Origin of the sequence: Bdellovibrio sp. BCCA (assembly GCF_037996825.1) — a bacterium.
Lineage (GTDB): Bacteria > Bdellovibrionota > Bdellovibrionia > Bdellovibrionales > Bdellovibrionaceae > Bdellovibrio.
Genome location: NZ_JBBNAC010000002.1, coordinates 22,245 through 46,137, shown reverse-complemented (window position 1 = coordinate 46,137; position 23,893 = coordinate 22,245). Strand labels below are relative to the sequence as shown.

30 protein-coding genes and 1 tRNA gene are annotated in these 23,893 nt (G+C 41.7%); 20 read left to right on the top strand and 11 right to left on the bottom strand.

Translation table 11 applies throughout. The annotated features are described in order from the left end of the window. The 3 genes from AAAA78_RS18735 to AAAA78_RS18725 all read right to left on the bottom strand — a co-directional run bounded on the left by AAAA78_RS18735 (window position 1) and on the right by AAAA78_RS18725 (window position 3,707). The gene (locus AAAA78_RS18735) at window positions 1-600 is read right to left on the bottom strand and encodes a hypothetical protein (protein ID WP_340593718.1); all 600 of its coding nucleotides are present in this window, start codon (window positions 598-600) and stop codon (window positions 1-3) included. 71 nt (window positions 601-671) lie between these two features. After that, window positions 672-2,402, bottom strand: coding sequence for a helicase HerA domain-containing protein (locus tag AAAA78_RS18730; RefSeq protein WP_340593716.1), 1,731 nt, complete (start codon window positions 2,400-2,402; stop codon window positions 672-674). A 9-nt stretch (window positions 2,403-2,411) separates the two neighbouring features. Continuing rightward, entirely contained in the window at window positions 2,412-3,707 is a 1,296-nt protein-coding gene (locus tag AAAA78_RS18725; protein ID WP_340593715.1) for a LuxR C-terminal-related transcriptional regulator, read from the bottom strand. A 591-nt stretch (window positions 3,708-4,298) separates the two neighbouring features. Between AAAA78_RS18725 and AAAA78_RS18720 the strand changes: the two genes are divergently transcribed. From AAAA78_RS18720 to AAAA78_RS18650, 15 genes are all read left to right on the top strand, one after another. Beyond that, window positions 4,299-4,547 (top strand): hypothetical protein, encoded by a 249-nt coding sequence (locus AAAA78_RS18720; RefSeq protein ID WP_340593713.1) that lies wholly within the window; start codon window positions 4,299-4,301, stop codon window positions 4,545-4,547. Window positions 4,548-4,577: 30 nt separating this feature from the next. Further along, the gene (locus tag AAAA78_RS18715) at window positions 4,578-5,087 is read left to right on the top strand and encodes a DUF262 domain-containing protein (protein WP_340593712.1); all 510 of its coding nucleotides are present in this window, start codon (window positions 4,578-4,580) and stop codon (window positions 5,085-5,087) included. Between the two features lie 5 nt (window positions 5,088-5,092). Continuing rightward, window positions 5,093-5,857 carry a hypothetical protein gene (locus AAAA78_RS18710; RefSeq protein WP_340593710.1) on the top strand — a complete coding sequence of 255 codons (765 nt, stop codon included), beginning with the start codon at window positions 5,093-5,095 and terminating at the stop codon, window positions 5,855-5,857. Between the two features lie 10 nt (window positions 5,858-5,867). Continuing rightward, window positions 5,868-6,146 carry a hypothetical protein gene (locus AAAA78_RS18705; protein ID WP_340593708.1) on the top strand — a complete coding sequence of 93 codons (279 nt, stop codon included), beginning with the start codon at window positions 5,868-5,870 and terminating at the stop codon, window positions 6,144-6,146. Further along, window positions 6,115-6,726 carry a hypothetical protein gene (locus AAAA78_RS18700; protein WP_340593707.1) on the top strand — a complete coding sequence of 204 codons (612 nt, stop codon included), beginning with the start codon at window positions 6,115-6,117 and terminating at the stop codon, window positions 6,724-6,726. The genes AAAA78_RS18705 and AAAA78_RS18700 overlap by 32 nt, the downstream gene beginning before the upstream one ends. Window positions 6,727-6,845: 119 nt before the next feature. Continuing rightward, window positions 6,846-6,921, top strand: a tRNA-Arg gene (locus AAAA78_RS18695). A 17-nt stretch (window positions 6,922-6,938) separates the two neighbouring features. Then, on the top strand, window positions 6,939-7,085 hold the full coding sequence (locus tag AAAA78_RS18690; protein WP_340593706.1) for a hypothetical protein: 147 nt from the start codon (window positions 6,939-6,941) through the stop codon (window positions 7,083-7,085). Beyond that, window positions 7,075-7,509: a hypothetical protein gene (locus AAAA78_RS18685; protein ID WP_340593704.1), complete on the top strand. Its 435-nt coding sequence runs from the start codon at window positions 7,075-7,077 to the stop codon at window positions 7,507-7,509. The genes AAAA78_RS18690 and AAAA78_RS18685 overlap by 11 nt, the downstream gene beginning before the upstream one ends. Beyond that, window positions 7,506-7,943: a hypothetical protein gene (locus AAAA78_RS18680; RefSeq protein WP_340593703.1), complete on the top strand. Its 438-nt coding sequence runs from the start codon at window positions 7,506-7,508 to the stop codon at window positions 7,941-7,943. The genes AAAA78_RS18685 and AAAA78_RS18680 overlap by 4 nt, the downstream gene beginning before the upstream one ends. Beyond that, window positions 7,940-8,227, top strand: a complete 288-nt coding sequence (locus AAAA78_RS18675) for a hypothetical protein (protein WP_340593702.1) — start codon at window positions 7,940-7,942, stop codon at window positions 8,225-8,227. Before AAAA78_RS18680 ends, AAAA78_RS18675 begins: the two co-directional genes overlap by 4 nt. 757 nt (window positions 8,228-8,984) lie before the next feature. Continuing rightward, window positions 8,985-9,731 (top strand): hypothetical protein, encoded by a 747-nt coding sequence (locus tag AAAA78_RS18670; protein ID WP_340593701.1) that lies wholly within the window; start codon window positions 8,985-8,987, stop codon window positions 9,729-9,731. Beyond that, window positions 9,728-9,940, top strand: coding sequence for a hypothetical protein (locus tag AAAA78_RS18665; protein WP_340593699.1), 213 nt, complete (start codon window positions 9,728-9,730; stop codon window positions 9,938-9,940). Before AAAA78_RS18670 ends, AAAA78_RS18665 begins: the two co-directional genes overlap by 4 nt. Before the next feature lie 176 nt (window positions 9,941-10,116). Continuing rightward, the gene (locus AAAA78_RS18660; protein WP_340593698.1) at window positions 10,117-10,317 is read left to right on the top strand and encodes a hypothetical protein; all 201 of its coding nucleotides are present in this window, start codon (window positions 10,117-10,119) and stop codon (window positions 10,315-10,317) included. Then, window positions 10,310-11,260: a hypothetical protein gene (locus tag AAAA78_RS18655; protein WP_340593696.1), complete on the top strand. Its 951-nt coding sequence runs from the start codon at window positions 10,310-10,312 to the stop codon at window positions 11,258-11,260. Before AAAA78_RS18660 ends, AAAA78_RS18655 begins: the two co-directional genes overlap by 8 nt. Window positions 11,261-11,369: 109 nt before the next feature. Then, window positions 11,370-11,510, top strand: a complete 141-nt coding sequence (locus AAAA78_RS18650) for a hypothetical protein (RefSeq protein ID WP_340593695.1) — start codon at window positions 11,370-11,372, stop codon at window positions 11,508-11,510. Window positions 11,511-11,554: 44 nt separating this feature from the next. Here the strand turns inward: AAAA78_RS18650 and AAAA78_RS18645 are convergent, their stop codons facing one another. Both AAAA78_RS18645 and AAAA78_RS18640 read right to left on the bottom strand, forming a co-directional pair. Then, window positions 11,555-12,058, bottom strand: a complete 504-nt coding sequence (locus AAAA78_RS18645; RefSeq protein WP_340593694.1) for a hypothetical protein — start codon at window positions 12,056-12,058, stop codon at window positions 11,555-11,557. Between the two features lie 80 nt (window positions 12,059-12,138). Further along, complete coding sequence (locus AAAA78_RS18640) at window positions 12,139-13,788, bottom strand: hypothetical protein (protein ID WP_340593693.1); 1,650 nt, start codon at window positions 13,786-13,788, stop codon at window positions 12,139-12,141. Window positions 13,789-13,998: 210 nt separating this feature from the next. Between AAAA78_RS18640 and AAAA78_RS18635 the strand changes: the two genes are divergently transcribed. Then, a complete protein-coding gene (locus tag AAAA78_RS18635) occupies window positions 13,999-14,319 on the top strand; it encodes a hypothetical protein (RefSeq protein ID WP_340593691.1) in 321 nt (106 codons plus the stop codon). Here the strand turns inward: AAAA78_RS18635 and AAAA78_RS18630 are convergent. The 3 genes from AAAA78_RS18630 to AAAA78_RS18620 form a co-directional block, all read right to left on the bottom strand. Beyond that, window positions 14,302-14,691 (bottom strand): hypothetical protein, encoded by a 390-nt coding sequence (locus tag AAAA78_RS18630; protein WP_340593690.1) that lies wholly within the window; start codon window positions 14,689-14,691, stop codon window positions 14,302-14,304. The genes AAAA78_RS18635 and AAAA78_RS18630 overlap by 18 nt on opposite strands. A gap of 8 nt (window positions 14,692-14,699) precedes the next feature. Continuing rightward, window positions 14,700-15,314: a hypothetical protein gene (locus tag AAAA78_RS18625; RefSeq protein ID WP_340593689.1), complete on the bottom strand. Its 615-nt coding sequence runs from the start codon at window positions 15,312-15,314 to the stop codon at window positions 14,700-14,702. A 101-nt stretch (window positions 15,315-15,415) separates the two neighbouring features. Next, complete coding sequence (locus AAAA78_RS18620; protein ID WP_340593688.1) at window positions 15,416-19,315, bottom strand: hypothetical protein; 3,900 nt, start codon at window positions 19,313-19,315, stop codon at window positions 15,416-15,418. A 211-nt stretch (window positions 19,316-19,526) separates the two neighbouring features. Between AAAA78_RS18620 and AAAA78_RS18615 the strand changes: the two genes are divergently transcribed. From AAAA78_RS18615 to AAAA78_RS18600, 4 genes are all read left to right on the top strand, one after another. After that, entirely contained in the window at window positions 19,527-19,715 is a 189-nt protein-coding gene (locus AAAA78_RS18615) for a hypothetical protein (RefSeq protein ID WP_340593687.1), read from the top strand. Window positions 19,716-19,748: 33 nt separating this feature from the next. Next, window positions 19,749-20,063: a hypothetical protein gene (locus AAAA78_RS18610; protein WP_340593686.1), complete on the top strand. Its 315-nt coding sequence runs from the start codon at window positions 19,749-19,751 to the stop codon at window positions 20,061-20,063. A gap of 167 nt (window positions 20,064-20,230) precedes the next feature. After that, on the top strand, window positions 20,231-20,788 hold the full coding sequence (locus AAAA78_RS18605) for a transglycosylase SLT domain-containing protein (protein ID WP_340593685.1): 558 nt from the start codon (window positions 20,231-20,233) through the stop codon (window positions 20,786-20,788). Window positions 20,789-20,969: 181 nt separating this feature from the next. Then, entirely contained in the window at window positions 20,970-21,599 is a 630-nt protein-coding gene (locus tag AAAA78_RS18600) for a PH domain-containing protein (RefSeq protein WP_340593683.1), read from the top strand. 84 nt (window positions 21,600-21,683) lie between these two features. On the opposite strand, the gene AAAA78_RS18595 is transcribed toward AAAA78_RS18600, so the two are convergent. From AAAA78_RS18595 to AAAA78_RS18585, 3 genes are read right to left on the bottom strand one after another with little or no spacing between them, the layout of a single operon-like run. After that, window positions 21,684-22,151 carry a hypothetical protein gene (locus AAAA78_RS18595; RefSeq protein WP_340593682.1) on the bottom strand — a complete coding sequence of 156 codons (468 nt, stop codon included), beginning with the start codon at window positions 22,149-22,151 and terminating at the stop codon, window positions 21,684-21,686. A gap of 10 nt (window positions 22,152-22,161) precedes the next feature. Then, window positions 22,162-23,577: a hypothetical protein gene (locus AAAA78_RS18590; RefSeq protein ID WP_340593681.1), complete on the bottom strand. Its 1,416-nt coding sequence runs from the start codon at window positions 23,575-23,577 to the stop codon at window positions 22,162-22,164. 53 nt (window positions 23,578-23,630) lie between these two features. After that, complete coding sequence (locus tag AAAA78_RS18585) at window positions 23,631-23,885, bottom strand: hypothetical protein (RefSeq protein WP_340593680.1); 255 nt, start codon at window positions 23,883-23,885, stop codon at window positions 23,631-23,633. Window positions 23,886-23,893: the final 8 nt, after the last annotated feature.

The following is a 23,893-nucleotide window of genomic DNA, read 5'->3' as shown; positions in this document are numbered from 1 at the left end:
CTATCTTTCTTCCATGAATTGGTGAGTTTCTTTGATGAGATCAGCGGCCATTTCATGATTTCCAGCAACCAAAACCAATTCATTTCGATGAAGTTGATCTAATGAGGCAACCTTCAGCGCAATTAAGATTCTACGCTTCTTCGCGCCATACTTTTCGATGATAGAACTAACATCGACATACTTATCAATGGCATTTCGCCGTTTTATGTCGTTGAGTATGACTTCAATAGCTTCGTTGTCATACATTTTAAAAATCGAGATCGGAACTGCCAGTGGCCATCCGATCAATTGAACCACCATGAGACTAAGTTCTTTTATAGCCTCAAAGGGTCTTTCGAATAGAGGGGCAACCATTTCCTGGATAAGCATTACATACGCGATTAACAATTCAATTGGATGTGCAATCAAAACGACCAGGAGAGGAGAAACCTTTTTGTGAATTAAGGTATCAGAGTAATCATACTTCGCGTTTTTGAACTTCACCGACACCATCTTTGATAACAAATACGATAGGCCCAACCCCAAAGCAAAATATCCCAAGATCGCATACTGAAAACCATAAATTTCAAAAACCTCAGATGCTCTATTAAAAAAATCCATCAAATCTCCTATTTGATTTCGCTTAACTTAAAGCAAACACCTAATAATCTGATATGAGTTCCGCTGTTAAGTTATAGAGTCAGCAATTCCTCATTTAATTGAATCTTGTTGTCCCTTGTCTTGACGATCAAACCAAGCGTGTTGAGCTTTGAAATAGCTGTGGCAAAACCTCCGCCTTTTGATTCGTAACCAGTCTCTGTGCCCAAATCTTCTTTGGTGTATGCCTGATCGGGATTATTTAGTAAGAACTCGTAAATTACGCGCGGAGCCCTATCAAGTCTTTCGAGCCACCCTTCAAGCGCTGCCCTTCCGGTCTTTATTGAAAGGTTATTGTCAGTACAGTATTGCAAACCTTCCTCGGTGATTTGCAGAGCATTCGGCCCACCCTGTAAATATCCAGCAGTTCTTAACTCGCTGACCGCTGTAGCAAAACCTCCGCCTTTATGGGCGTAGTTCGTAAGAGCGCCAACTTTATCCTTTGCGAAAGATTTGTCTGGTCTCATTGCAAGGAACGCTAAGATGTCACGAGGTGCCTTACCGAATTTTCTGTCACCGACGACCACCTTAGAATTCTTCTTATTTTTAGGGATATCATATCCTATTGCACTTCTGGGGACGACGGATCCGATTTCAATACTTCCCAGCTGCTTTGTTGCATTAACGTCTACTGAAACATTCCCAGTGAACCCACCAAGCACCTTAGCGAGATCAGTTTTCAATTTTGAGAACTCTTTCTTATATTTCTCCGAATATGCTTTATCGAACTCTTTGCGAACCCTTTGTTCGATGGTGTCCTGAATTTTCTGAAACTCTTCTTTTGAAACTGAAGCTTGTTTCTGAATTGTCTGTGGTGATTTTTCAAGCTCGCGAATCTTTTGTTTCAAAGATTGTATTTCCGCAGTCATAGCTTCTTTATCGCGAAGATCTTTCGTCGCTTCAGCTGGCAGATTTGCGAGTCTGGAAAGCATTTCCTTAACCTTAGCAGTAGGTTTTGCTACAACAGAAGATCTTTTCGCCTGTTTTCCGTGTCTGGTCACTACCGGATCAATTTTAACTTTCATGATGTCATCTGTAAGGGCAGTTCCATAAGCAAAAAACTCCCCATCTTTCAAGTTACGAAGACTTATTTCTTTTTCTCTTGAATTGAAACCAAGTTCGTCGGAAGCTCTTTTTCTATCGATATCCAGAACTGTTCTTCCGATAAGTTTATTCTGGCATTCTGCAACTACGTTTTTCGATAGTTTAGAAATTCTTTGCGTGCCAAATACGCCACAGAATCCTCTTTTGCGACCAAGTGAGGCGAGTTCTTCAACTGCCTCCTTGCACAATAACGCCTCTTTGCCAACTTTGGCCTCTGGGGCAAATTCATGAGCCTCATCAATGACGACAATAACATCTCGCCAAAGATCTTTCTTTGAAGAGATCATTGAGTTAAGAAAATGATAGATGTATTGCATCTTTTCCGGCTTTTTGAACTCAGATAAATCGATTATCAATGAGAACCCGTGTTCAAGAGCCTTCTTTGCTAAAATCTCAGCAGACTTGATATCGGCAGGGATATCGCCATCTGGTCCAGATAAAACAAAGTCATATTTCTCACGAAGAGTTCCGAATTCGCCCTCGCGGTCAAATGCAATTACCTGGTACTTATAATCAGATGCTACTTCAACTAAGCGCCGAATGGTGTATGACTTTCCTCCGCCGGAAACAGCCTGAATGACCAGTTTTGAAGTGATCAGCTTCTGTAGATCAACTGCATACTCTTTTCCCGTTTCGACGTTCATTCCAATTTTAGCTTTCATTCAATTCTCCTAAGACGCTTTTTTATTCATAACCTGACTACCGAGTGGCAATTGGGGCAGCGTTTCAGTTAATATTTCCACTGTAGGTGTTGGCTCTCTGTATTCTTGAGACGGATATCTCATGTCCATAGCATTTGAAAGACGAGGCTTGGCGGCCATTTCCTTCGCGCTCCGCTCTGTTATATCCACTTTCGCTTCGCTTACCACTGACTCCCTAGGGATTTCTGATCCCCATTGTGACAATGGAAGATTTCTAAATTTCCAAACAAGATCATGCTTCCCGTTAGATCCAAATAATCTTGCGAGCTCAGAAATGTAGATTTTTGCTGTCGCAACGGACAATCCAGCCTTTTCAGCGATTTCCTTGTATTCAAGCCCCAGAATGGCTAATTTAAATACTTCCCGCTTTCCATGGCCTAGCGACATGAATTTCCTTTTAATCTCAAGAATCTCATCGGCTGGATATTCTGGCGGCTCAGCAAATTTACCAAGAAACTCAGCGCGGCCCTGTACATTTAATTTTTTGTAGATATTCGCAATGTGAAATTTTACGGTCTTCTCTGAAATATACAAAGAATTGGAAATTTGGTTGATTGTCTGCCCTCTCTGTAAACGCTCCATCACTTCAGATTCCCGTGTGGATAGGTCGGAGCTATTGGAGTTCTCCGAGCTTTGCGTCGCGGGGCTTACTTTATATTGAACCTTCGCTGCTACCTTCTTTTCCGATTCATTCAAAAGATCAGAAAGTCTCTTAAGATCTATAGGCATACGGAAGAATTCTTCAAACGAAGACCTTCCCTTTATATTCAACCTTTTCATCAACGCACATTCATAGACATAAAGTGTCGCTAAACCAATATTCATTGTTGAAGCAAGCTCATTCTTTCTCATATTTGAGAAGTAGCCGAAGCAAATTTTCAAATCTCTGTTTGTCAGTTTTGCTGTTTCAATAACCTCAATAGCATCCACTTTGATAAGTTCTGATGATAGAGACGAAATTGGACCTCTTTCGGGAATTGAATTGATTTGGCTTAAATTCAAACCAAGGACTATCGCAATTTCGTTTAGATTCTTTGCTGCTAGTTCCACCGATTTTTTAATCGCGGTCATTGCAGTGGGATTTTCAACTCGTTGACGGAGATCGGCGATAATTCCATCTTTTTCTAAAAGTTGTCTCTCTAAAGCAAGAATCCTTTCAGCACGAACGGAAAGCTCAAGTGAAATTTCATAATTAGCCCGATTTGCTTTTTCCATAAGGTCATTATCAAGGATGTTTGACTTACTTGATTCATTGTTGTCGCTCATACACTCTCCGTGAGATTTATATCCCTTCCACTCTACCATGTTAATTTGGTTTATTATGGTAAAACTGGTATTTCGTTTCAATGCGATACGCAGGTGTATTTACTATTGATGTTCTTTCTGAATAAGATCGACTAATCTTGAAGCCAAAGAAGATGTATTTTACCCTTAATCTTTCATCTTTTGAATGGCCTTTAAACATTTCGGGCAGTCAACCGCCGACTCTTCGTATGACGAGAATCCATTTGAGCGCTGACCAGGCTTTTTGCCACATAAAGCCTTTCCAAAAGTTCCGCCGATCACCGCATGAACCAGTGTTCCCCTATCACCTTCAGTGCCAGACAGGCATCTGCCAGTGAGGCGTCGAAATTTGATCTCTGGTCTCGACTCGCCACTCATGAAGCGTCCTTTGTTTAATTTCTAAGACAGGATACGAAATATTCGTATATCTTTCAATTTAAATGTCTGTTATAGCGACGTTTTTCAGTATAATGAAACATTTTTATAGCATTTTGTTTCGAAATGACATAATTAACTATAATACTACGACATTATGTAATATTTTGTTACTATGTCCGTAACCAAGGAGAACATATGAACGGGACAAAGTCCTCGACCGAATACTCGGTATCTCAGATCAAAAAGCATAAAGCCTATACTGATGCCAAAGTGAAGTGCTCTAGAAATCTCACTGGGGATTATGCTCACCAGGTTGTTCGATATGCGCTACTTGGCCTGCAAGCCAAACTTGGAACCAAGGCCGTGGGGCTATTGGCACGAGAGGTTCCCGGAATTCAAGACCTCGTTGTCGTTCCTCAAGAATACATCGACTCAGCCGCTTAAAAACTCACACCTCTTTTACCAGGAGAAGTCATGAGCAAGAATAAAGAATCAAATTTCCGGCCCGATGAGTCTCGCCGTGTTTCTATGGGAGTTAGAAGCTTTTCTGATATTTGCAACTCAGGTCTTGATTTCAATGCCTCATATCAGCGAGGCGATGTGTGGGACATGGAAAATCGCGTGAAATTTCTTGATGCCATTTTTGCTGAGATTGATACCGGGTCGGTGCTGCTTGCTGAAATCCCTGCCGAAGTTTCAGTTAAAACTGGGATAGATTACGAGGTAGTAGACGGAAAGCAGCGCCTTTCAACGATTCAAGACTATTTGAAAGATCAATTCGAGTACCGTGGCTATAAATTTTCCGAACTTTCTCGCCAAGACCAAATCTTCTTGCGAAGAAGCACTGTTCGCGTCGGTGTTCTCCCAGAAGATTCAACCAAAAAAGAACGAGCTCAAGCTTTTCTTGCAACTAACGACACAGGTGTGCCTCAATCAAGAGAGCACCTGAATATGGTTCGTAAAATGGTTGAAGAGATGGATTGATGACCATGTCAAAGCCAAATGATCTTAAAAAACCAGATCCAAAACTGAAAGAACTCATTGATAATTATAACCGAGCAAGCAAGACTTATTTTGCTCATCATAATGCGTTTATCATCAAATACAGAGAGCTTGCTGAGTATCATGACGATGCAAATAGGTCTAAGCTGCAAAATGCCGTGGACTCCGGAGTAATTTCATCAGAGATTGCAAAAGATTTGACAGACAAAAGTATTCATCTTTGGGTCGCTCCGGAGATGGTTCAAAAACTTGAACAGTTTGGTGTTCGACTTCACTCTAGAGATATTAGTAGAAGTTTCGTTAAGAATCTTCCTGAACAAAGTATGGCTTTCTTTCAAGAGGATGTATCGAACGAAGTTAAAACCCACGCTCTTTTTCTATGGATGCGCAAAGATAAGATTAGTTTCAATGAGCAAGACGTTTACTTTTTCCAGCCCCCGCAAATGCTTGTTGGAGACTATAAGGCGCCGACACTTCTTGAAGGCGTTGACACCCGGTCCGCTGGTTTTAAGTCAGTGATTAAGCCACCAGAGGGCTTAGAACACGATGAAATCAGTAATTGGATTTCTGCAAAAATAAAAGATCCTCAGTATGTCACTCTGTATCGAGTAAAAACAGACCGTCTACTTCATAATCCGTGGACTCCAAACCTTCATGAACTTAACAAGGTATTTCAATTTACTGATGGGTCAACGATTGATGGCGGATCTTTAGAGAATATTGAGGTTGCTTTCTTTAAGGTTGAAAAATAGGAGCAGGGCCATGAATGACAAAAAGCTAATTATCGCCGAAACGAACACTTCTCAGTGGAACTATCATTTACGAGAAATTAAACCCGGCGAAGAGAGGTATTCAGGTGGAGCTGGGAATTCTTTGTGCGGAAGAAGTCTTGGATGGGACACGCACATTCCATTGTCATCTTGGGGATTGAAGGGTAATGTACCATCATCGTATTGCAAGAAGTGTCGTGAAATCGCGACGCAAAAGGGATATTTGGTCGGGGGAGAAAATGAAACAGATCAACAAAAAATCAGCAAGTAGAAACACATCAAGCCCCTTTGCTGAATTTTTCGAGGAGCTGCCGCGCGGAAGTGGCGAGACCACTTTGGCGACCATTATCCCGGCAAAATTTGAGGATTTTCTTGTCGTTCTCTCTTTATCAGAAGATATCCCAAAAGCTCGAAGAGCCTTCTTTATTCTTTTAGCATGTGTCGGCCCTACTCTTGAAGAAATTCAAATGGTATCGAAAAGTAGTCTAAAATGGACTGAATCAGGCAATACAAAGTCCCTGATTGTAACGATTGGAAAAGGGGCCAATCAACGTACTGGAATTGTTAATCCAGTAGTTCAAGATTTCATTTGGGATACGTTGAATCAACTGGTTGGCAAGCGCCCACTCAAATGGACACGAAGAACAACAAATTCTTTCCTGGATCTTTACTTCAACATCGAAGGAGTGAAGACAATGAGCTTTAGAGAGTCCGGAATGAGATATTTAGTGTCAGTGAAAAGCTTTGACGCTCTGACTGCCGGAAAGTTAATGGGCATGAGCGCTGAACAGTCCTTAAAGCACGCCAAAGAGAGTGATATTGATACACTCGCTGCCAGATTTACCTACTAAGTCCTTATCGTAAAAACATTCCTAAAAAGTGCCATATCAGCATCGCTTGTAATGGCTCAAAGTGATTCAAATTTACATCTTTACCGTATTTTTCATGTTTACCATGTTATAATTAGGATGCGACCATAGCTCAACAGGATAGAGCTTCGGTTTCCTAAACCGCAGATTCCGGTTCAAGTCCGGATGGTCGCACCAAATTTAATGAGGGAATCATGAAGCGCACTCAAGTCATATTTTGGTTCATGAACACCATTTCTGTTCTTATGATGGTCGCGCTTGCGATTTCTCTAAAATTTGCTTTTGAAGAAGGATACGCCCGTACATCAACGAACAAAGGCGAGGCTTTCTGTGCGAAATAAACTATCCATCTTCGATTACGAACTATCTCAGGAAGGCGAAGAGCTCATTCGAACTTCAAATGCTATGTTTGCCTCTTCTGTAGTTTTTGGTTTTCACCTGATTCTCGTGTCCTTGCTAGTAAGCGACACCTCCAACATCGTACCAATTACGCTGGCTGTTTTGACTTCGGTAAGCTACATGAGCGCTATTTCGATCAGTGGATACGTGACAAAAACGCAGTACGTGCGTGTTCCAACGGTAAAGATCGGCGACTTCATCAAGTCCAAATACGCAGGCACCATTACCACCGACGAAGAACACACACGTTTCCGCGTAAAAGAAATTGATATCGAAAGCCAAGGAATCACCGTTCAAAATTTTCTTATTACAACCAGGTTGTCCTTTGACAGAGCAGAGCAACATTTCTTGAAGGAGTCCGCATGATTAAGTCTGCCGAAGAAGGATCAATCCTCATCACCTACGGTAAGGTTGGCAAAGACATTAGTCCTTTAACAATCCTCAATCTGCTTTTCGTTACCTATGCAGTCTGTTGTTTCAAGATGTACAACGACTCACATCCACAGAGCCCAGAATTAACGATCATTCTCGCAATCGTAGCTTGGACTTATCCGCTGGTCCTTCTTGGTGCAATTTATCTGAGTCAGAGAAAAGTACTGTCGGTAAAACCAACTGATGTTGTCTGCCTTATCGACTACCAACTTAAAACAGTAACGGACTATGTGATTGTTGATGTTGACAAGAACGAGCAGCTTGTCACCCTTTACCGTCAAGACAGAGGGACCTACGAAGAAATCACCTATGGCCGATTGATACGTAAGTACCGGAAGTATCCAGGGAAGAAAAGGAAAGTTGCATGAGTGAGACGACACAACAACCCGCAAGTAAATCCGTCGAAATACCAACTAAGTTCAATTTTGAATACGCCTTCCGAAACACTGATTTTGGATCAAAAAACTATCCGGTTATCGTCTACAAAGGCCTATTGAAAGTTGCGTGCGGATACGGAAATGGTTCAACCCTCCACAGTATCTTAATGGAGCTGGGATATGCTGAGGATCCTGATCGTGACCACAAACTTGTTCTAACATACGAAGGGCGCATGGCTCTTTATGAACTGAGTGAGATCCTCATTAAGGTTTAGCATGGAATTACTTTCAAAACTCAAAATTCCATACATCAAAGCTCTCCAATTTTGGCTCGCACAGGTTGCTGCCTTGAGTATTTTAACTGTGGGATTTAGTAGTCAATTGATCCATAGCCTAACTTACGAATTGCTTTTGTTCGTGATTTTTGCTTCCTCCATTGTTCCATCACTAATTAAGTGCTTTGCATTTATGACGAGGGTCTGCTTGGAACTTCTTATGTACAATCGTCTAAATATCGAGGCACATGGACTATTTAGATTCGCTATTAAAGCAACACTTGTCACAGCTATCGATATTTATAACTGCTTCATCGTGCTGATTACTTTTATGGTTACACTGAGCATCTTCTTGGCCTTCACTCTGCCAAACATGACTCTATCAAATTCGATTGTAATACCAACCATGGTGATAGGTATTGTCATTGGATATCAGATTGTAAAACTTCAATACTACGTTGGTAGCAAAATGTACTTACTGATAGCACATCGATTATTTAGAAAGAATTAATTTAGCTCAATTTCGGGGACATCCCCATTGAGCAGAAGTAACGGAGAGAGCGCGACTCATGAGCCAATGCGTAGTTAAAAGCTAACCTTCCGGCGAAAAGCAAAGGACGCAGCAATTCAAGGGTCTTGAGACGATGACAAAGCGTGGAGCGACGGCTCCAATCCGACGGGAAACGCTTGAGCCACACGTCTGACAGCACAGGAAAGGGGGAAAGTCTTTTGTGGCTCCCCCATTATTGGAGGATCATTGAAGAACTCTGACAAGAAACTTTCACGCTCAGAACTTGAAGCAGAACTGCGAAGTCAACGAGCTGTAAATCAGATCCTAACATCAGCTCTTGTAAATTCATCCCGAAAGTGCGCTGAACTTAGTGAAGTCACTAAGGATCCACTTGCATATGTTGAAAAAGAAATTTGCCGCCTTAAAAAATACCAAGATGCAAGATTCAAAGTTCTTAACTCAATCCTAGAAGAGAGCAGAAAAGCAAAAGTTAATAAAGAAATCTTTACAGATGAACTAGATAAAGCATCTAAATCTCAATCGAGCGATTTCAAAATGATATCGGCGGAATATTGGAAGCATGTTCATCAAACTGAAGAAGATCCAATGGCCTGCTGGAGGCCTGAAATTGACTACGTCACCGGATTTCTTATTTGGTTTTTCGGAAGGCCCAAAGAAGTAAGTCAACTAGGCAACCCACAGGAAGACTTGGATTCCGTCATGATGGAAGTACGCCAGGAGTCAAATGAGAGGCTTATTAAAGGATTAGAAAGAACCATAGAACTAATCAATGAAGCCCTCATGAAAAAGACTCTTAAGGAAGAAATTGATACGGCCAAGATCTGGAAATTGACACAGGCTTTAAAATTAACTCAAGACCCAGATTGGTACTGGAAAGAAAGACCAACATCTGAACGCCCTTTCGGCACCTTGAAATCTTGGGGCGATATCAGGGCTGAACTTGGCAGATATCTTAAAGGTGGCAATAAGTGATTTACGTTCTATTTGTAATGGTTATGTTCGACGAAATTCATTCCGGGGGACTTGGAACATTTCAGTATGAGTTTTCTGATAAAACCCAGTGTGAAAATTCCCTGACAGTTATGAAACGGCGATTTGAAAACTCCCTTAAAGCCACTGACGTTAAAGTGATCGGATACTGTCAGGAAGTTCGCAAAACGAAAACGACACAGAAACCTTAACTGTCTATAAGGAGCCCAATATGGATGTAACACATGACGGAAGCAAATTCGATGGACCTGAAGGTATATATTCTTGCGACGAACTTGGGGCGATTCTTATCCTTTCAAATAGGCAACTTCAGATGGCAGAACATCCATACAAACCTAATTCAGTCATTAGTTTTTAAACCTACACAGTGGCGCACAATGGGAATATTGATACCAATTGGACCGTTGAAAATGATTTGAACTTAGAATTTATTGCAGCCATCGAAGATGAAATGAATCCCCATGAAATTATCGATGCCGTTGATCCGAATGTTAAGCTCTATTCACCGGAAGAAGTTATAAACCTCGAACTAGAGCTGGAGCTAAAAGAAGAGAGGAAGGATGAATAGCCAACTTTCTAAATTTATTAAGAGCTTATCTAAAAAAGACAGCAAGAGTTTGAGTCAAAAGACATTGAAAGCAACAGAAGAACTTGGTGAGCTTGCTAAGGCAATTCTGCCGTATGAAAATGCTCACTCAACCAATCATCGTTTTACGTCAAAGGAAAAGATACTCGAAGAGATCGCCGACACTATGTTATGTCTGCTTTCAATCGGCCACGACATAGGAGCGAAAGACTCTGAACTCGAAGAAATGTTGTGGAAGAAAGCGGAATATTGGGGAGCACTACAAAAAAGAGAGTATAAGAATGCATTTCCGCTACCGTATGAGATTCACATTACGGTCGAGAATGTTGAAGCCACATCTTTCACGGATGCTTGTGAAAAGATTGGTGTAAAAGCAATTACTTTGGATCTTCAAGACAAATCTGGAAAACTGGTTCTTAAAGATGCGCAAACATCATCAAAGTTTGTGGGCGATAATCACGGTGCATATATGGAGACCGAGCGTATCGCAAGAGATTTAACTCTCATGGGATATTCGGTTGTGCGTAAAAAAATAGAAACAGTGCCGTGGCATCCAGCTGCACCATCAACAGAAGGTGGTAACTCCAAGATCAGAAAAGATGGCTATTTCGAGAGTCATATCGAAGTAATCTTGAACGACACTGATGAAGAAAGACAAAAACTTATTAAAATCATCGATCCATTTCATGGGCACCTTTCTCGCAACTCCAGAAAAGTATTGGAATGTGGTCGGAATAAATTGATGATCACCGTTCGAGACAACAACACCTTTTCTGAGCCGTTCCAGAATAAAATTGATGATCTGTACAATCAATTGCAATCCAAGGGATATGAGTTAGGAGAAAAAATTATAGAATTTTCAATTTATGATACCAAAGTATCTCACGATGCGAGCTGGTTAGCAGGCAACCCTAAGGCGGCATGAAAGTACAAATATGACCAAACAAAATTCCAAATCGAAGAACTCGAGAACGATAAACTACCGGAACTATCAAATCAATGTGTTGCGAGAAAAAAGTCTTGGAGGCATAGAAATGATCTTTTGGTCTATCTTTAGAAATAAAACAGGCACTGAGTGTGCAAGCAGTTTCGAAGATAGTGATGAAACTGTTGACTCCATGATTGATCATTTGAAGGCACGAGTGGATGAGAAAACATCCAGAATGGCAAGGTAATCTGTCAAATCGGCCACATATATAATGTGGCCTTTCTGTTAGATTTATCTGAGAACTTTTATGGTTTCTTTGTCACCGAAGAAGGTGACAGCAAGATCGGCCTCAATCGTATCCCTTAACCAAACCGTGCGATTATCCCCATCCAGAGAGGCCATACTCCCTTCTGGATTGTTTAATATGAGTCTTAGCGCCTGATTGTTGATCTCATCCATAAGGAGCCTTTTTAACGCGGCCTGATCACTCATGGTATCAATTGGCACTTCAAGCCTGCCCAGGCCCGTTAAGAGATGAATTTTGCCATTCTGGCATTCAACTGTGACATTTTGATCTACTACCGTAACCACATTTCCTTTTTTGACCCCTACGTTCAAAAATAGCCTGACTCTTATATCGAGAACGGCACTGTTCCGAATGCTTGCACAGTATGCTGATTGTTTGAATTGCTTTAGTTTCTCGCTACTGCCTATGGAGCCCTCGGGGAACACATTGTAGGTGGCAAGCCATACGAGGATTGCCGTTAATGCCAAAGATGAAATTACACGATTCATAAAAAGCCTCCAGGCCGCAAAAGCGGCCATTCATGGTCTTAATCGTGAAAGGGGAAATTTCAGTAATGATTTCTTTAGTATTACCACTTTGGCAAATTGTCGGCTCCTCGTACCTTAACTACTTGGGAGATATTCATGCTTTGAAGATCCTGGGAAGTCTCCAATTTAGTTGTAACAGAAAGGGTGAGTTTCCTACCACTGAAGACAATGTCGAGATCCTGTTTTAACTCTTCATTGATTTCTTTTCCTTCTTTACGAAACTTTTCAACCGATAGAACAATTTTATACCAAAACATGGAGGCCGTAGCCCAATTGGTTCCGTGAAGAAGATCATCTATAAGTCCAGTGTAACCATTGTTTCTATTACCCTCCTCTCGCAAAGATACCGATGATAACTTTAAACCATCCAATTGTTTGACCGCCTTGTCGATCTCAGCATCATTTTCAATTACAATTCGATTTATGATCGTCTGTTTTGTACCTTTCACTTTATCGACTTGATGATCTTTGACCGTTGCTTTGAAGATGAATTCATATCCAATCTCATGGTCAAAATTTGATGGGAATGCTACATACTGGTTTCCATCAGCGTCAGCCATAACATAGACGGTCGTCATGCCGTCAGCTGTCCATCTATTATATCCACCAAAGGTTCTTCGATCTAGGATGGTTACTCGGCGAACTATCCTTTCTCCCTTTGAGCCTTGGAACTCTGAAGGCTTGGTTTCTCCGGAGGCATTTTTAAGTTGAAATTCAATCTTGATCATCTCCGCCTTGCAAACCTCTAAAGCAAAAGCACATAGATACCCAATTTTACTTCCACCAATGTACTCTGAGCCAACAGCAACCCTGATGTTATTCGCATATGATGGATCACTTACTTTCTCAAGGTATTTAGACACCTGAGAGTGCGCTTTGTGGGCGATATTCCTGTGTCTGGGCTCGATATTAATCGCTGGCTGATTGGCGTCGGGGGCCTCAAATAGCGCATGGCGAACCATATTCACGGTAGAAATACCAGCTAAAGAAATTTCCGCCGATTTTTGTGAGATGTAGCCGTGTTGCTCAATGAATGAAATGGCAGCAGCCAATGCTTCAGCCGTTTGAACTAGCTGCGGAACATAGTCGAACTCCAGATCCATTGAAAAAGAGGATTTTAGAACGTCGAAGTCAGAGCAGAATTGAAGGATGGATTTCAGTGTTTTCTTTGGGAGGAATTCTTCAAGGCAACTCTTGCCAACCGAGATCAGCTTCGAGTTAGGCTTATGGTATAAAATGAAGATCTCATCACGCCTTCTCTTAGTTCCACAGTGGTCACATTTAAAATCGTGAGATTCCCACTTCGGATCATAAGAATACTTTCCGTCCACATGAGTGACATATAGCCCTTGTGAAATCTTGTCCTCCGGTCGCGTGATCATTGCAACCATCTCGTAGTCTGGAATTGCAGGCATTGTTCCTTTTATGACAATATCGACTGCCCGGAATTCGCGATCTTTATTTACCCCATCAACCACGAACGTGTGTCGCTTCATGTACACAGGAGAAATTGCCTCGATAACAATTGGATCTAGTTCAAGCTTGTTCTTTTTAATTAATTTGTTTAAATCGGAAATTTTTTCTTCTACGCGCGGGAGTTGATCGAGGTAAGCCCAAATCGTCATGGCTTTCGTAACCCCATCTTTGGTTTCAGTTACAGATTCCGCGATCACATTTGATTTTTTCAACATATTCTCTCCCGCTCTATTCACTCCGAACTCTTCTATTTGAGCTCACAAGTTTGTAAATAGGTGCGGCCTAAAAACCCAGGTCATGATATCTCAAATAATGACGGTTTTGGCGCTTATCTCAAAATTGAGCGTATCAGATTTTCACGATATCATGGTAATCGTGGTAAACATGGTATATTCGCCATATACTGATAGTGTCTGGAGGTCATAATGGAACTTGTTTTCGCCACAATGATCCAAGTAGCTATCTCTCTGGTTCTGTTCAGTCTTTATTATTTCCGTCATGGTTCTGACGCGAAAAACCTAAAAGTAATGGCCTGCTGCGCCCTTGTCTTTACACTATCCACACCGATGCTGCATAAAATGATCGTTGGACAGATTGCTGGGGAGATCTCCTCCTACGTGGCTTCTGGAGCACTTATGCTCATGATTTCAATGTCCTTTATGAAAAAGAAAGCGGCCCAAGAGAATATCATGAACCGCTTTCGAAAAGCACACATTGAACTGGATGCTCTACGCAGAGCTAATTGAATTACTTCTTTCTAGCATGAAGAGGTCAAGGGCTGCTTTCTCGTAGATTGAAAGATTTTCCTTTTGCTTCAACTTTTGTTTTGCCTGAATGAGAATAGTTTTAGCACCACCATGTTGAAGGACCTCAATTCTCTTTCTGGATTCTGTTGAGAAATACGGAATAAGCTGCTTTCTAAGCCGCTGCTCTATTGTGTCAAACTCCATATCTGGCGTCTTCTTTAGTTGTAGACCAATTTGCACGTCCTTCAGGATTAATGATTGTTCAGACTCTTCATTAAGTTCCTGACCTACATCTGGAACTGCGACAATGGAAACAATTGCTGCCGCTAAAATACTTTCCAATCGAATTCTTTGAAGTACTGTATCTTGCATAAAACCTCCTACCCTGCTTCCCGCTGTTTGCGCTTTTCGGTCGCTGACCGAACAACTTCAACATCAAGGGCAATTTTACAGTCCAAAAACATTTCCAAAGCGACTGAATATTCAGCTAAATCTGACAATAGAGCATGAGAAATATTCCTAGCAATTGGATCTGAAAACTGATTCGTAATGTGCGTCTGACCTTCACCAAAACAATTAAAGACGCCGGGTAGATGATTGGTGAGCATATCTGCATAAGTTTTTAATCCTTGAATTTCATCATCTCCACTCAGGACCGAAATCTCTGCAACGTGTTTTCGAGCGCTATCCATGTATCGCTTAATGATTTCATTAGTTGCATTAAGTACCTTTTGAACACCCGATGAAATTCGATCAGAAACCTGCTTTACTTCGACATCATTAGACTTGTTGGCAATCTTTTCAATCATCGAGAAATTTGATATAGCTCGATCTTTCTTCTTTGCCATTTCTTCAATGCGCTCGTGCGCCTCTGCAAGAATTTCTTTAATAGATACATCACGACCCCTACATATGACTCTTTTGTTCACATCTAAGGTGAGTAACTCAATTGATGCACGAAGGTCCTTAGTATTAACTCCGAGATTCTTTAACATGAATTCCCTCTTTTTCTGGCCTTCCTGGCCTACAGGAACCTAAATGGCTACGAGCTGAAAAATGAGTACAAAAGGGGGAGATCATCCCCCCTCTTTGGAGATTATGAAGCCTTCTTGTCGTCTTTAGTCTCGTTCTTTAAGATCTCAAGATGAGCCTCTTCAATTACTCTGATCAATGTCGACGTATCGATCAATTCCTTAGCTTCGACGTGCTTAGATCCAAGTTTCGAAGAGATTCGTACCTGTTCAATGTCCGGCTTCTCCTCCTTCTTGACCGCGAGCTCAACTAAAATTCTCGCATTTTCAATGGAAGGTGAATCTTCACACAAGGCAACCAGGACGGTTTTTCCCAAGAATGATTCATCGTAATATGAACCGACGGTGTCAACACACCAGCCGTGTTCACTTCCTAAAGCAATAAGATCAGCTTTATTCTTAGGGAAGAACAGAGAAAGTCTCTTTGGTTCGTTTATGAACCGTTTGCCTGCCTCTGTTAGCTTGAGAGTCTCGCACTCTTCGGACTTACCGTCGAAATTAAGGATCGAGACCTTCTCCTTCTTAGTGAGGTCGCTGTACTTCTCTAAGCCAGTTGGGTCTAAAGGATCGCCGGACAACGAGCCCGCAATATCATATAGTCCATCATGAAGATCATAGATATCTGCCTTACCAAGAGTGATTTCCATCTTCTTACTCAAGCTTACCAAAAGTTGAGAAAGGGGCTTTTTAGCTTCGTCGTTAGTCTCATTTTGAAGACTTCGTCCCAAATCAACAATTTTAGCAGATGCCTTCAAATACAGAGCTACCGTATCGCGAATCTGGCTTTCACCGCCAAGGGAACCCAAGAGCTTAAGCAAGTGACTGCGTTTTAAGTGCTTTCTTAGTTGCTGGACAAAATCTCCAGAAGAAGACACAAGTAAAGAGACTCCTGAGATTTCGACCCCCTTAAACCATTCAGTGAAACTCAACTCCCCGCTAATATCTGTGTCGAATACTTCCGACATCTCAAGTTTCGTACCAAGAATTTCACTCAGAGCACGGCTCTTTCTAAGGATAGTGTTACCATCCATTGCGATAATCGAGTTGATGGATTTGAAAGTCTTAGGGTTGGACTTTACAGATTCCGGAACTTCTATGACTTTTGCCAACGTATCCAGAGTCATACCAGAACTTTCAACAAAGTCTTCATATGAGCCGACACTTTCAATGTTGTCTAGGTTCATTTTTCTGAGATTGATTGCTTTAAACCTAGGATCAACTACTTCCACGAGTGTAACGAACTCTGACCGAAGATTTCTTCCAGGGACCTTGATATCTTTAATAATTCCACCTTTAAGAACAATTCCCTCTAGGCCACAATCATCAATAAAGTTTTTGAGAACTGCTAAATCAACTCCAGAAGCCTTGTGAATGAATTCAATTCTTTGAATCATTGGGTGATCAAGTTTAACCTTGAATTCAACTCCCTTTTTGTAGATTTCGATCATTCTTTCCGTAACTGGTATTAGGCCATAACTCCTCTCCTCGATAGAAATTCTTCCGAGTGGAATCTTATTAAGATTGACTGCCAGAAGGGTCAGATGGTTTTCATTCATATTCTCGATTTCTCGATTACCAATACTAGTGATTTTTAGAGAGCCACGCGAAACCATCAGGTCGATCATTTTTTGTGACTTCAGCATCTCAAGATCGAAGTACAAGCTCTCAAATGGAACATTAAGTCCAAGTTCAATACATTTGATCTTGTCGACGTTTCTTAGGTCGTAGTATTTACTCTTGAAATGCTGTACATCCTCCACCGTTTGAATCCTAGAAATTGTAATTTCTTGTGGTTTCGTAAGCTTCCTGAAAGAATCCTTTAATTCGTCATTGAGTCTTAGGACTTTATCCTCAAAGTACTGTGGTTTCTCCTCATAGATCTGCTTTAGCAAAGGAAAGTCAGACATGGAAAGCCATTTTTCGTTTCTGATTCGAGCCATCAATGCAGTTCGTTCAGGATTACTAGAGACTTTCTTTTCTTTAACTTCAACTTTTACATTGAAGCACGACTCAAGAACGTCTTTTTCCTGAACAAGTCTACCGCCAAAGAATTTTTTATCCTTCTCCACATATGCCGCTTTTACTAGGCCGAAAAGTTTCTTTCTGCTCTTTTTCACCTGCTCAAGCATGTATTGATTTATGCGCCCAGTCGACCCCGTCAATCTTTCGCAAAGCTCCTCATCCGAGAACGCAAGATTGCCGTCTTTGTCAGTAGCCGTCACAAGAGCCTTAGAACCACTATCACCCAAGTTCTTAAGTAAGGTTTTAATGTCCTTCGAAGACAAGAGCTCTAGGATTCCCGCTTTTTCGTAATCCTCTAAGCTTGATGAGGAGTAACGATCATTGCGGAATGAGCGTGGATTCTTTATTAGTTTCAGAATCTCTTTAGTTAAATCCTCTACCGACAGACCAACTTTCTTACGAATAGTTATGATATTAACGAGCTCATCCAGGTCCCCATCACAATAGTCAATAAGTGATTTTTCACTCAAGACGCGAGCGACTGTACTTCCATAAGCGTTCTTAATGAGGGTCTGAGCCTTCTTATACACTGAATCGCTGATTTCTGATCTTTCAGAAATTTTGTGAGCGATGTCTTTTTTAAGGTGTTCGTTTGCATCTTCAAACACTGGCAACTTTTCGACCGGAATAGCTTTTTGTAGGCTATTTCGATAGAGAGTGTCGACGTTTTTCGATTTCTGTCTGGAGTCCGTAACAAATTGATCAATGCTGTAGCCAGTATCCTTTTCAATTGCTTCCATTGCAGCATATCCACCGCTGTATAACGCCTGAAGCATTTCTGTGAAAAAAACTCTTTTTGCGGCTGGATTCGAGCCCTTTTCTCTCTTCGGAAGAAGTCTTGTTACCAACGGCCCACATTCTTTGTGCTTTTTCATGGATTCGATCTTCTCATCCAAATCAAGCACTTCAGACACCTCAAGAACAAGTCCACGTTGTCCTGAAATGTATTTCTTAGAAAGGCACTCCATTGCACGAGGAAATGCTCCCTCGGCCTTCCCGAATTTAAGGATAGACATTAGATAAGCCTGAACCTTATCCTTCAGCATACCGTTGTAAGCAAGGTTCTCAGCAACGTAGATTGTCGAGTCATGGAACTTATGCGATCCATTTGGCGGATTGAAAAGTTCGTAAAGAGAACTCCCCTTTGGGATTGTTTTTGGGTTCAGAAGTGAAATGAAATGGATGGCATAGTGTGCATATCTAACCACATTCTCAATGCCTTCTACATAACTCATTGAACCATCAGGGAATCTGTTAACAATGCCAAGATTGAATGCGTCGACAATTGTTCCTTCAAACTTCTTTGGAGCATTGTCTCTGTCGTAATATGACTTCCTAGGAGGACCCTGACGACCCGAGTTCAGGGTGACTTCAGCCTTACTACAGGCATCAATTAGAAGCGCTGAGAACGAATCTCGGTACTGTAAAGTGCGCTTTACGGCCTGCGCCAGTTCCGAGTCGGGACTTCCGTCAGCAATTAGAGCTTCCGCCACAACTCTTTCAAATTCCCCGTCAGTCCTGTGGGCATAGGGAGCCAATAGGCGGGAATCGCGAGACTTAACACAAGTCATCCATAACGTCAGAAACAACTCATGTTGCTTGTTATTGCTTGCCTGAATCAGGGATTCTTTTGGGAATTGATAGTTGTTTAAGGCTTTCACGACTTTAACAAGTAAAGCTTCATCTTTAGATTCATCTAAAAGCTTTTGAGCGATAGACACGCTCGGGACAAACTTTTGCTCAAGCATCACATTTGCGGTGATCTCAGCATCCTTGGTGGTCTTAACCAGGGATTTTTCAATTACAGGACTCCAAACTTTCTTATTCGCCAGCAAGTCGATCACTTCGGATAAATCTAGAGTCCGAAGGAATTCAACCCCTTCTTGGGCCACTTTTTCCTTTAACTCTTCGGTTGATAGCGCCTTTAAATCTTTGATTTTCATTAATCCCCCTAAAATTCTTCCTGAGACGGTAAATAGGTCCACGACAAAAATTGATCGAATAATGTATCGGTTCACCTGGATGAAGGCTGAAGGGGTTGTTACCATTTTTACCATCTTTGTCCCAATATAGCACGTTTATCATGTTTACCTAGAGAAAGGTGGCATTGAGGAGTTATCCTATCCACAGTCACTTTGAAAAAGGGGAGATGCCATGCGTGCATATGGACTTTTTAGAAAACAAGTGAACGACAACGGCAAAGGCAACGATCACGGTCGTGAGTCGAAGAAGCGGGCACGTCAACACGGGAAGAAGCTTTGCGCAGGCCACTCTCTATCGATCCCCGATTGGATTGGTGGATTCTCCCAGTTCGCCAGAGGATCCCTTAGAACAGTCGAATAGCAAAAGTCTTCGTTTTTTGTACATGGAGGTAATATGAAAGCTATTTTTCCAATCATTCTTCTGTTATCGCTTCCAGTTCAAGCAAAAACAGATTGGCCCAAACTATTCAATGAAGTGATTATTCCATGTGCCGCAGGAGTAATCGTGGCTGACGTTTTAGTCAAAGAAGAGGGCGACACGAAAGGCGCGGCTCGGATCCTTATGTGTGGAATTATTACTGGTACGGCGCAACACCCCTCATCAAGTTCTTATGGCTCAAGCGGGAAATCACGCAGCGAATTAGAACGTCAACTTGACGAATGGGAGAGAACACCAGCCCTGCAAAATTTAATGCCTCCCAAAAATTAATTGTCTCACTCTGAATCCTCGCGTCGTCTCAATATTGTATCGTTTAAATTCCTGTCTCAAAAAGTATCTACCTAATCCACCTTATCGCGTTTACCGTCTTTACCTTCTTTATCATGTTAACCATGTTTTTGGGTTGGTATACTGATAGCGTAACGCAGGAGGTATCCATGAGCACAGTAGCAACAATGATCGTAACGATCTCTATCAGTATGGGTTTCGACCCAAATGTTGCTTTAAGTGTTGCCATGACTGAGTCAACATTAAACCCTAACGCCATTGGCACAATTGGCGAAGTGGGATTGTTCCAGTTGCGCCCTGAATACTTTGCTAAATCTTGTACGGGCATCTCTAAAGCCTATGTCGAGCAAGATCAACAAATGCCTTCTATTGAGGAAGCTTTAAAATTCTCTTTCTCGAAACGTACCGTCGATCCTGGTATCGATTCGATCATCTATTACAAGTACAAGAAACGCAAAACACTGATTTGTGGTCAAGAATTGTTTGATCCAGAAACTAACATCCGTACCGCAATTGCCTATTTAAAAGAGACTCAAGAGAAGTTTCAGAAGCATGATGGAGACCTCTCCTACCTGGCTGCTTATAACCTTGGCCACAGCGCAGTTAAGAAAATCAAAGACCCATCAAAGTTCCCATATGTTGTGAAAGTATCAAAAAAGTACGCCAAACTTTCAGCTTCCAAAGCAATGTCTTTGACTGCTCTGTAATTACCCGCGAGGACGTTATGAAGATAAGAAACAGAAAGATCCGCCGTATCGTCTACCAATTTGAAGTCATTTGTGGGCTAGGAGTTTTCTGCATCACTATCGCCATCATGATCGCGCGATCCATCCCGTAGTTGGTCAGTTCCCTTGTCGACCCATTTAAGATCATAAGGAGACTAATCCAATGATCAAAGTTAGAGAGTGTACTAGATTAAGCATTCTTTTTACCTTCATGATGGTAGGCGTTTGGTTTTATCAAAAAGATATCGACCGCTATGTGATCAAAGAGAAGAATGTTCCAAAGTCAGTTAAGAAGTATTTCAAAAAGAAGAAATCATTCAAACCTCACGAAGTAATTTTGATATTGATCGGCAGTTATACTGGATACTTCATTGTTCGTCGGCTTACTAACACGTATGAACTTGATCCATCAAATTTAATCGTGAATCATGGAATTATTGAGCGGACACGAGATCCAGTGGAAATGGTGAAAGTGACGGATATTTCCGTTAAAACGAATCCGATTTTGAGCATACTGGGAATGTCATCAGTCCATGTGTCATGCCCAAAAGATGAATCACACAAAAAAGGTGTTTTCATGCGCTTTCTTAAAAATAGTGATGCAATGTTGGTTGAAAAACACTTACGTGACCACGGTGTAAGTACCATCACGGAAATCATCAAGCAACGTCAGACTCAGTCTCTTGAAAAGAAGGCCGCCAAAAAGAATGCTGGCGACCAGAAGCTACTGGAGAATGCCAAATACAACGAAAGCGGGGAAAGTGAAGATATTATGGATGGAGACGAAGGCTGATTATTGTATCTCATAATATGCAAATAGTTTAATTTGTGCAGAATGAGAGACAGATTGATTAAAGGCGGGGTTACTCCCGCCTTCCTATAGACTGAATTCTTTAATTGTTCTTTCGATGCTTTCCAATGCCGACCCGGCAGCTAAAACTGTCACGATGTCTTGATGCTCAAGGTAAGCTTTGGCGATAGAATAGCTTTTATTGGCCGGGGTAAGGCCTGATTTATTCAAAACATCATCGATCATAACAGGACGTGCATACTGACGGAACTCACGGTCACCCCTTTGAACCACAACTGCAATCATTCCCCGATCCAACGTAAGCGAAGCCTTCATTTTCTCGAGACGAGCTCCGATGTTTTCAATTACCTTGGTAACGCCTACAACTCTCATGAGCCTTGTTACCTTGTCAGAGTCGCTCGAGATAAGCTGAGTTTTAACTTCCATCAATGCGGTAGCATCATCGATAGAAGTATTCTTCGAGGAGATTTTGCCATCAATCAATTTCAGGTTGTGCGAAAGTTTCTTTAGGGAAAGTTTACTTACGGTCTGCATCTAATGCTCCTTATTGCTTTACTGCTCTTGTGTAAGATCCGAATACGCGCTTATTCGAGAGAAGTTCTGTCATGTCTTTCGCCCTCTCTGCCACCAAGTGGATATCCAAAAGAACACCACTTTTTTCCTGCTCAAGACTTAGCTTTGACTTAAGAGTTCGTGAGACCCTCTCTACGTTTGCAAGGATACCACGCAGCTTCGTAATGGATTCATCGTTACTAAAACCTCTGAGCTCACTCATTCGGTTTTCGAGAACTTGAAAATATGTTCTAAGCTCACGGTTCTTGTCGTCGGCGAGGACTCTTTTAAGATTTCCATTTGGATCTACTAGAGTGCTGAGTGATTTACGCAATTCCCTTATCTCGCCGTCGATCAGATCAGCAAGAGCACTTCCATTTCCAGAGCCGTCAATTCTTGAAACGTCAGCGATTGTCGATGCATATCGTTCATGTTCACTGATCTCAGCTCTTGCGTCTGGAGAAAAGCCAACCGAAAGAGTTGCAAGCAGTGCTAGTGATGCAATCTTTGCTTTGTGTTGCTCGGCTTTTTCAGAAATGCCATCAAGTAGAGTTGAGTTGTTTAGTGAGTATCGAACACCGTTCACACTCTTTTTCAGAATCAACTCTTTAGGGATCATTCCCGAGTCTTCGAAGATGGTGTCAAGGAAACCTTGCACCTTATCTGAGATCAAAGAATCATGACCTACAATCACTTCGCTACCAAGAAGGATCTCTGCAAGTTGGTTTCCATTCAGAGACTTCACGACTTTGAAAGTGCGATCTTTCACTGAATAGTTTCCAACAACCTTGATTCCCTTAACATCTTCCGTGACTGAATCCAGGAAAGTCTTCACGTAAGGTTTCATTTTGGCGTGACATTCAACATCGCGCTCGCGGATGAAGTAAATTGATTTACTTGTTGGAACTTTCATGATTGAGATGCCGTTAAAAACGGCTTCAACAAAACCTTCATCATAAGAGTTGGAAGAAAGTTTTAGTGCATGGGCGATCTGTCTTTCGGCGATTGTGGATGCGACAACTGACTTAGAATTCAGGAACTGATTTGAAACGACAGGGTTGTTTCTTGCCAGGATTTCATGGATCACTTGATCATACCCATCAAAGGATCCGATGTCGAAGATCTCATTTTCATGTTTCTCAAATGACTGAATGATTGATTCGAGATCTTTACCGCGATTGGAAATGATGAACTGAGTTGCGAATTCAGAAAGTTGCTTGTTCTTTGAGGCAGCGAGAAAGAACCCGTACTTAATATCCTCAATGTTCAAAAGGATATTTCTGGCAGCCTCAATGGCATCTGGCCCCTCTGTTTGACTTTGTGCCAAATCCTTTGCCAGTGTGTTTAGGTCGTCCTGAGATAGACCTCCGGCGCCCCGCGCAACTCGTGCAAAATCGTGTTTTTTCATCATTCCTCCCAACCTCGAGTTCATAAATGGGTTGAGGTGGAAAATTGACGAAATTAAGAAATCAAGACCACGGCTACATCCTCACAGAAGATGCATCGCAAGTCATGCCTGGGACCATCTTGAATCGCCTTAATTCCAATGATTTCAATAGCTTGATCGCCTTGCTTAGTGACAGTTCCTGTCTCGGAGTATAGATTCTGAGATGCCAAAATTTCTTCGAGCGAACTGCGGCTGAAGATCAGTTCCTCGATATTTACGTTTATGTTAAACCGCTGCCTAAAGGCCTCTTGGATAGCGGCGTCACTCATTGAACAGA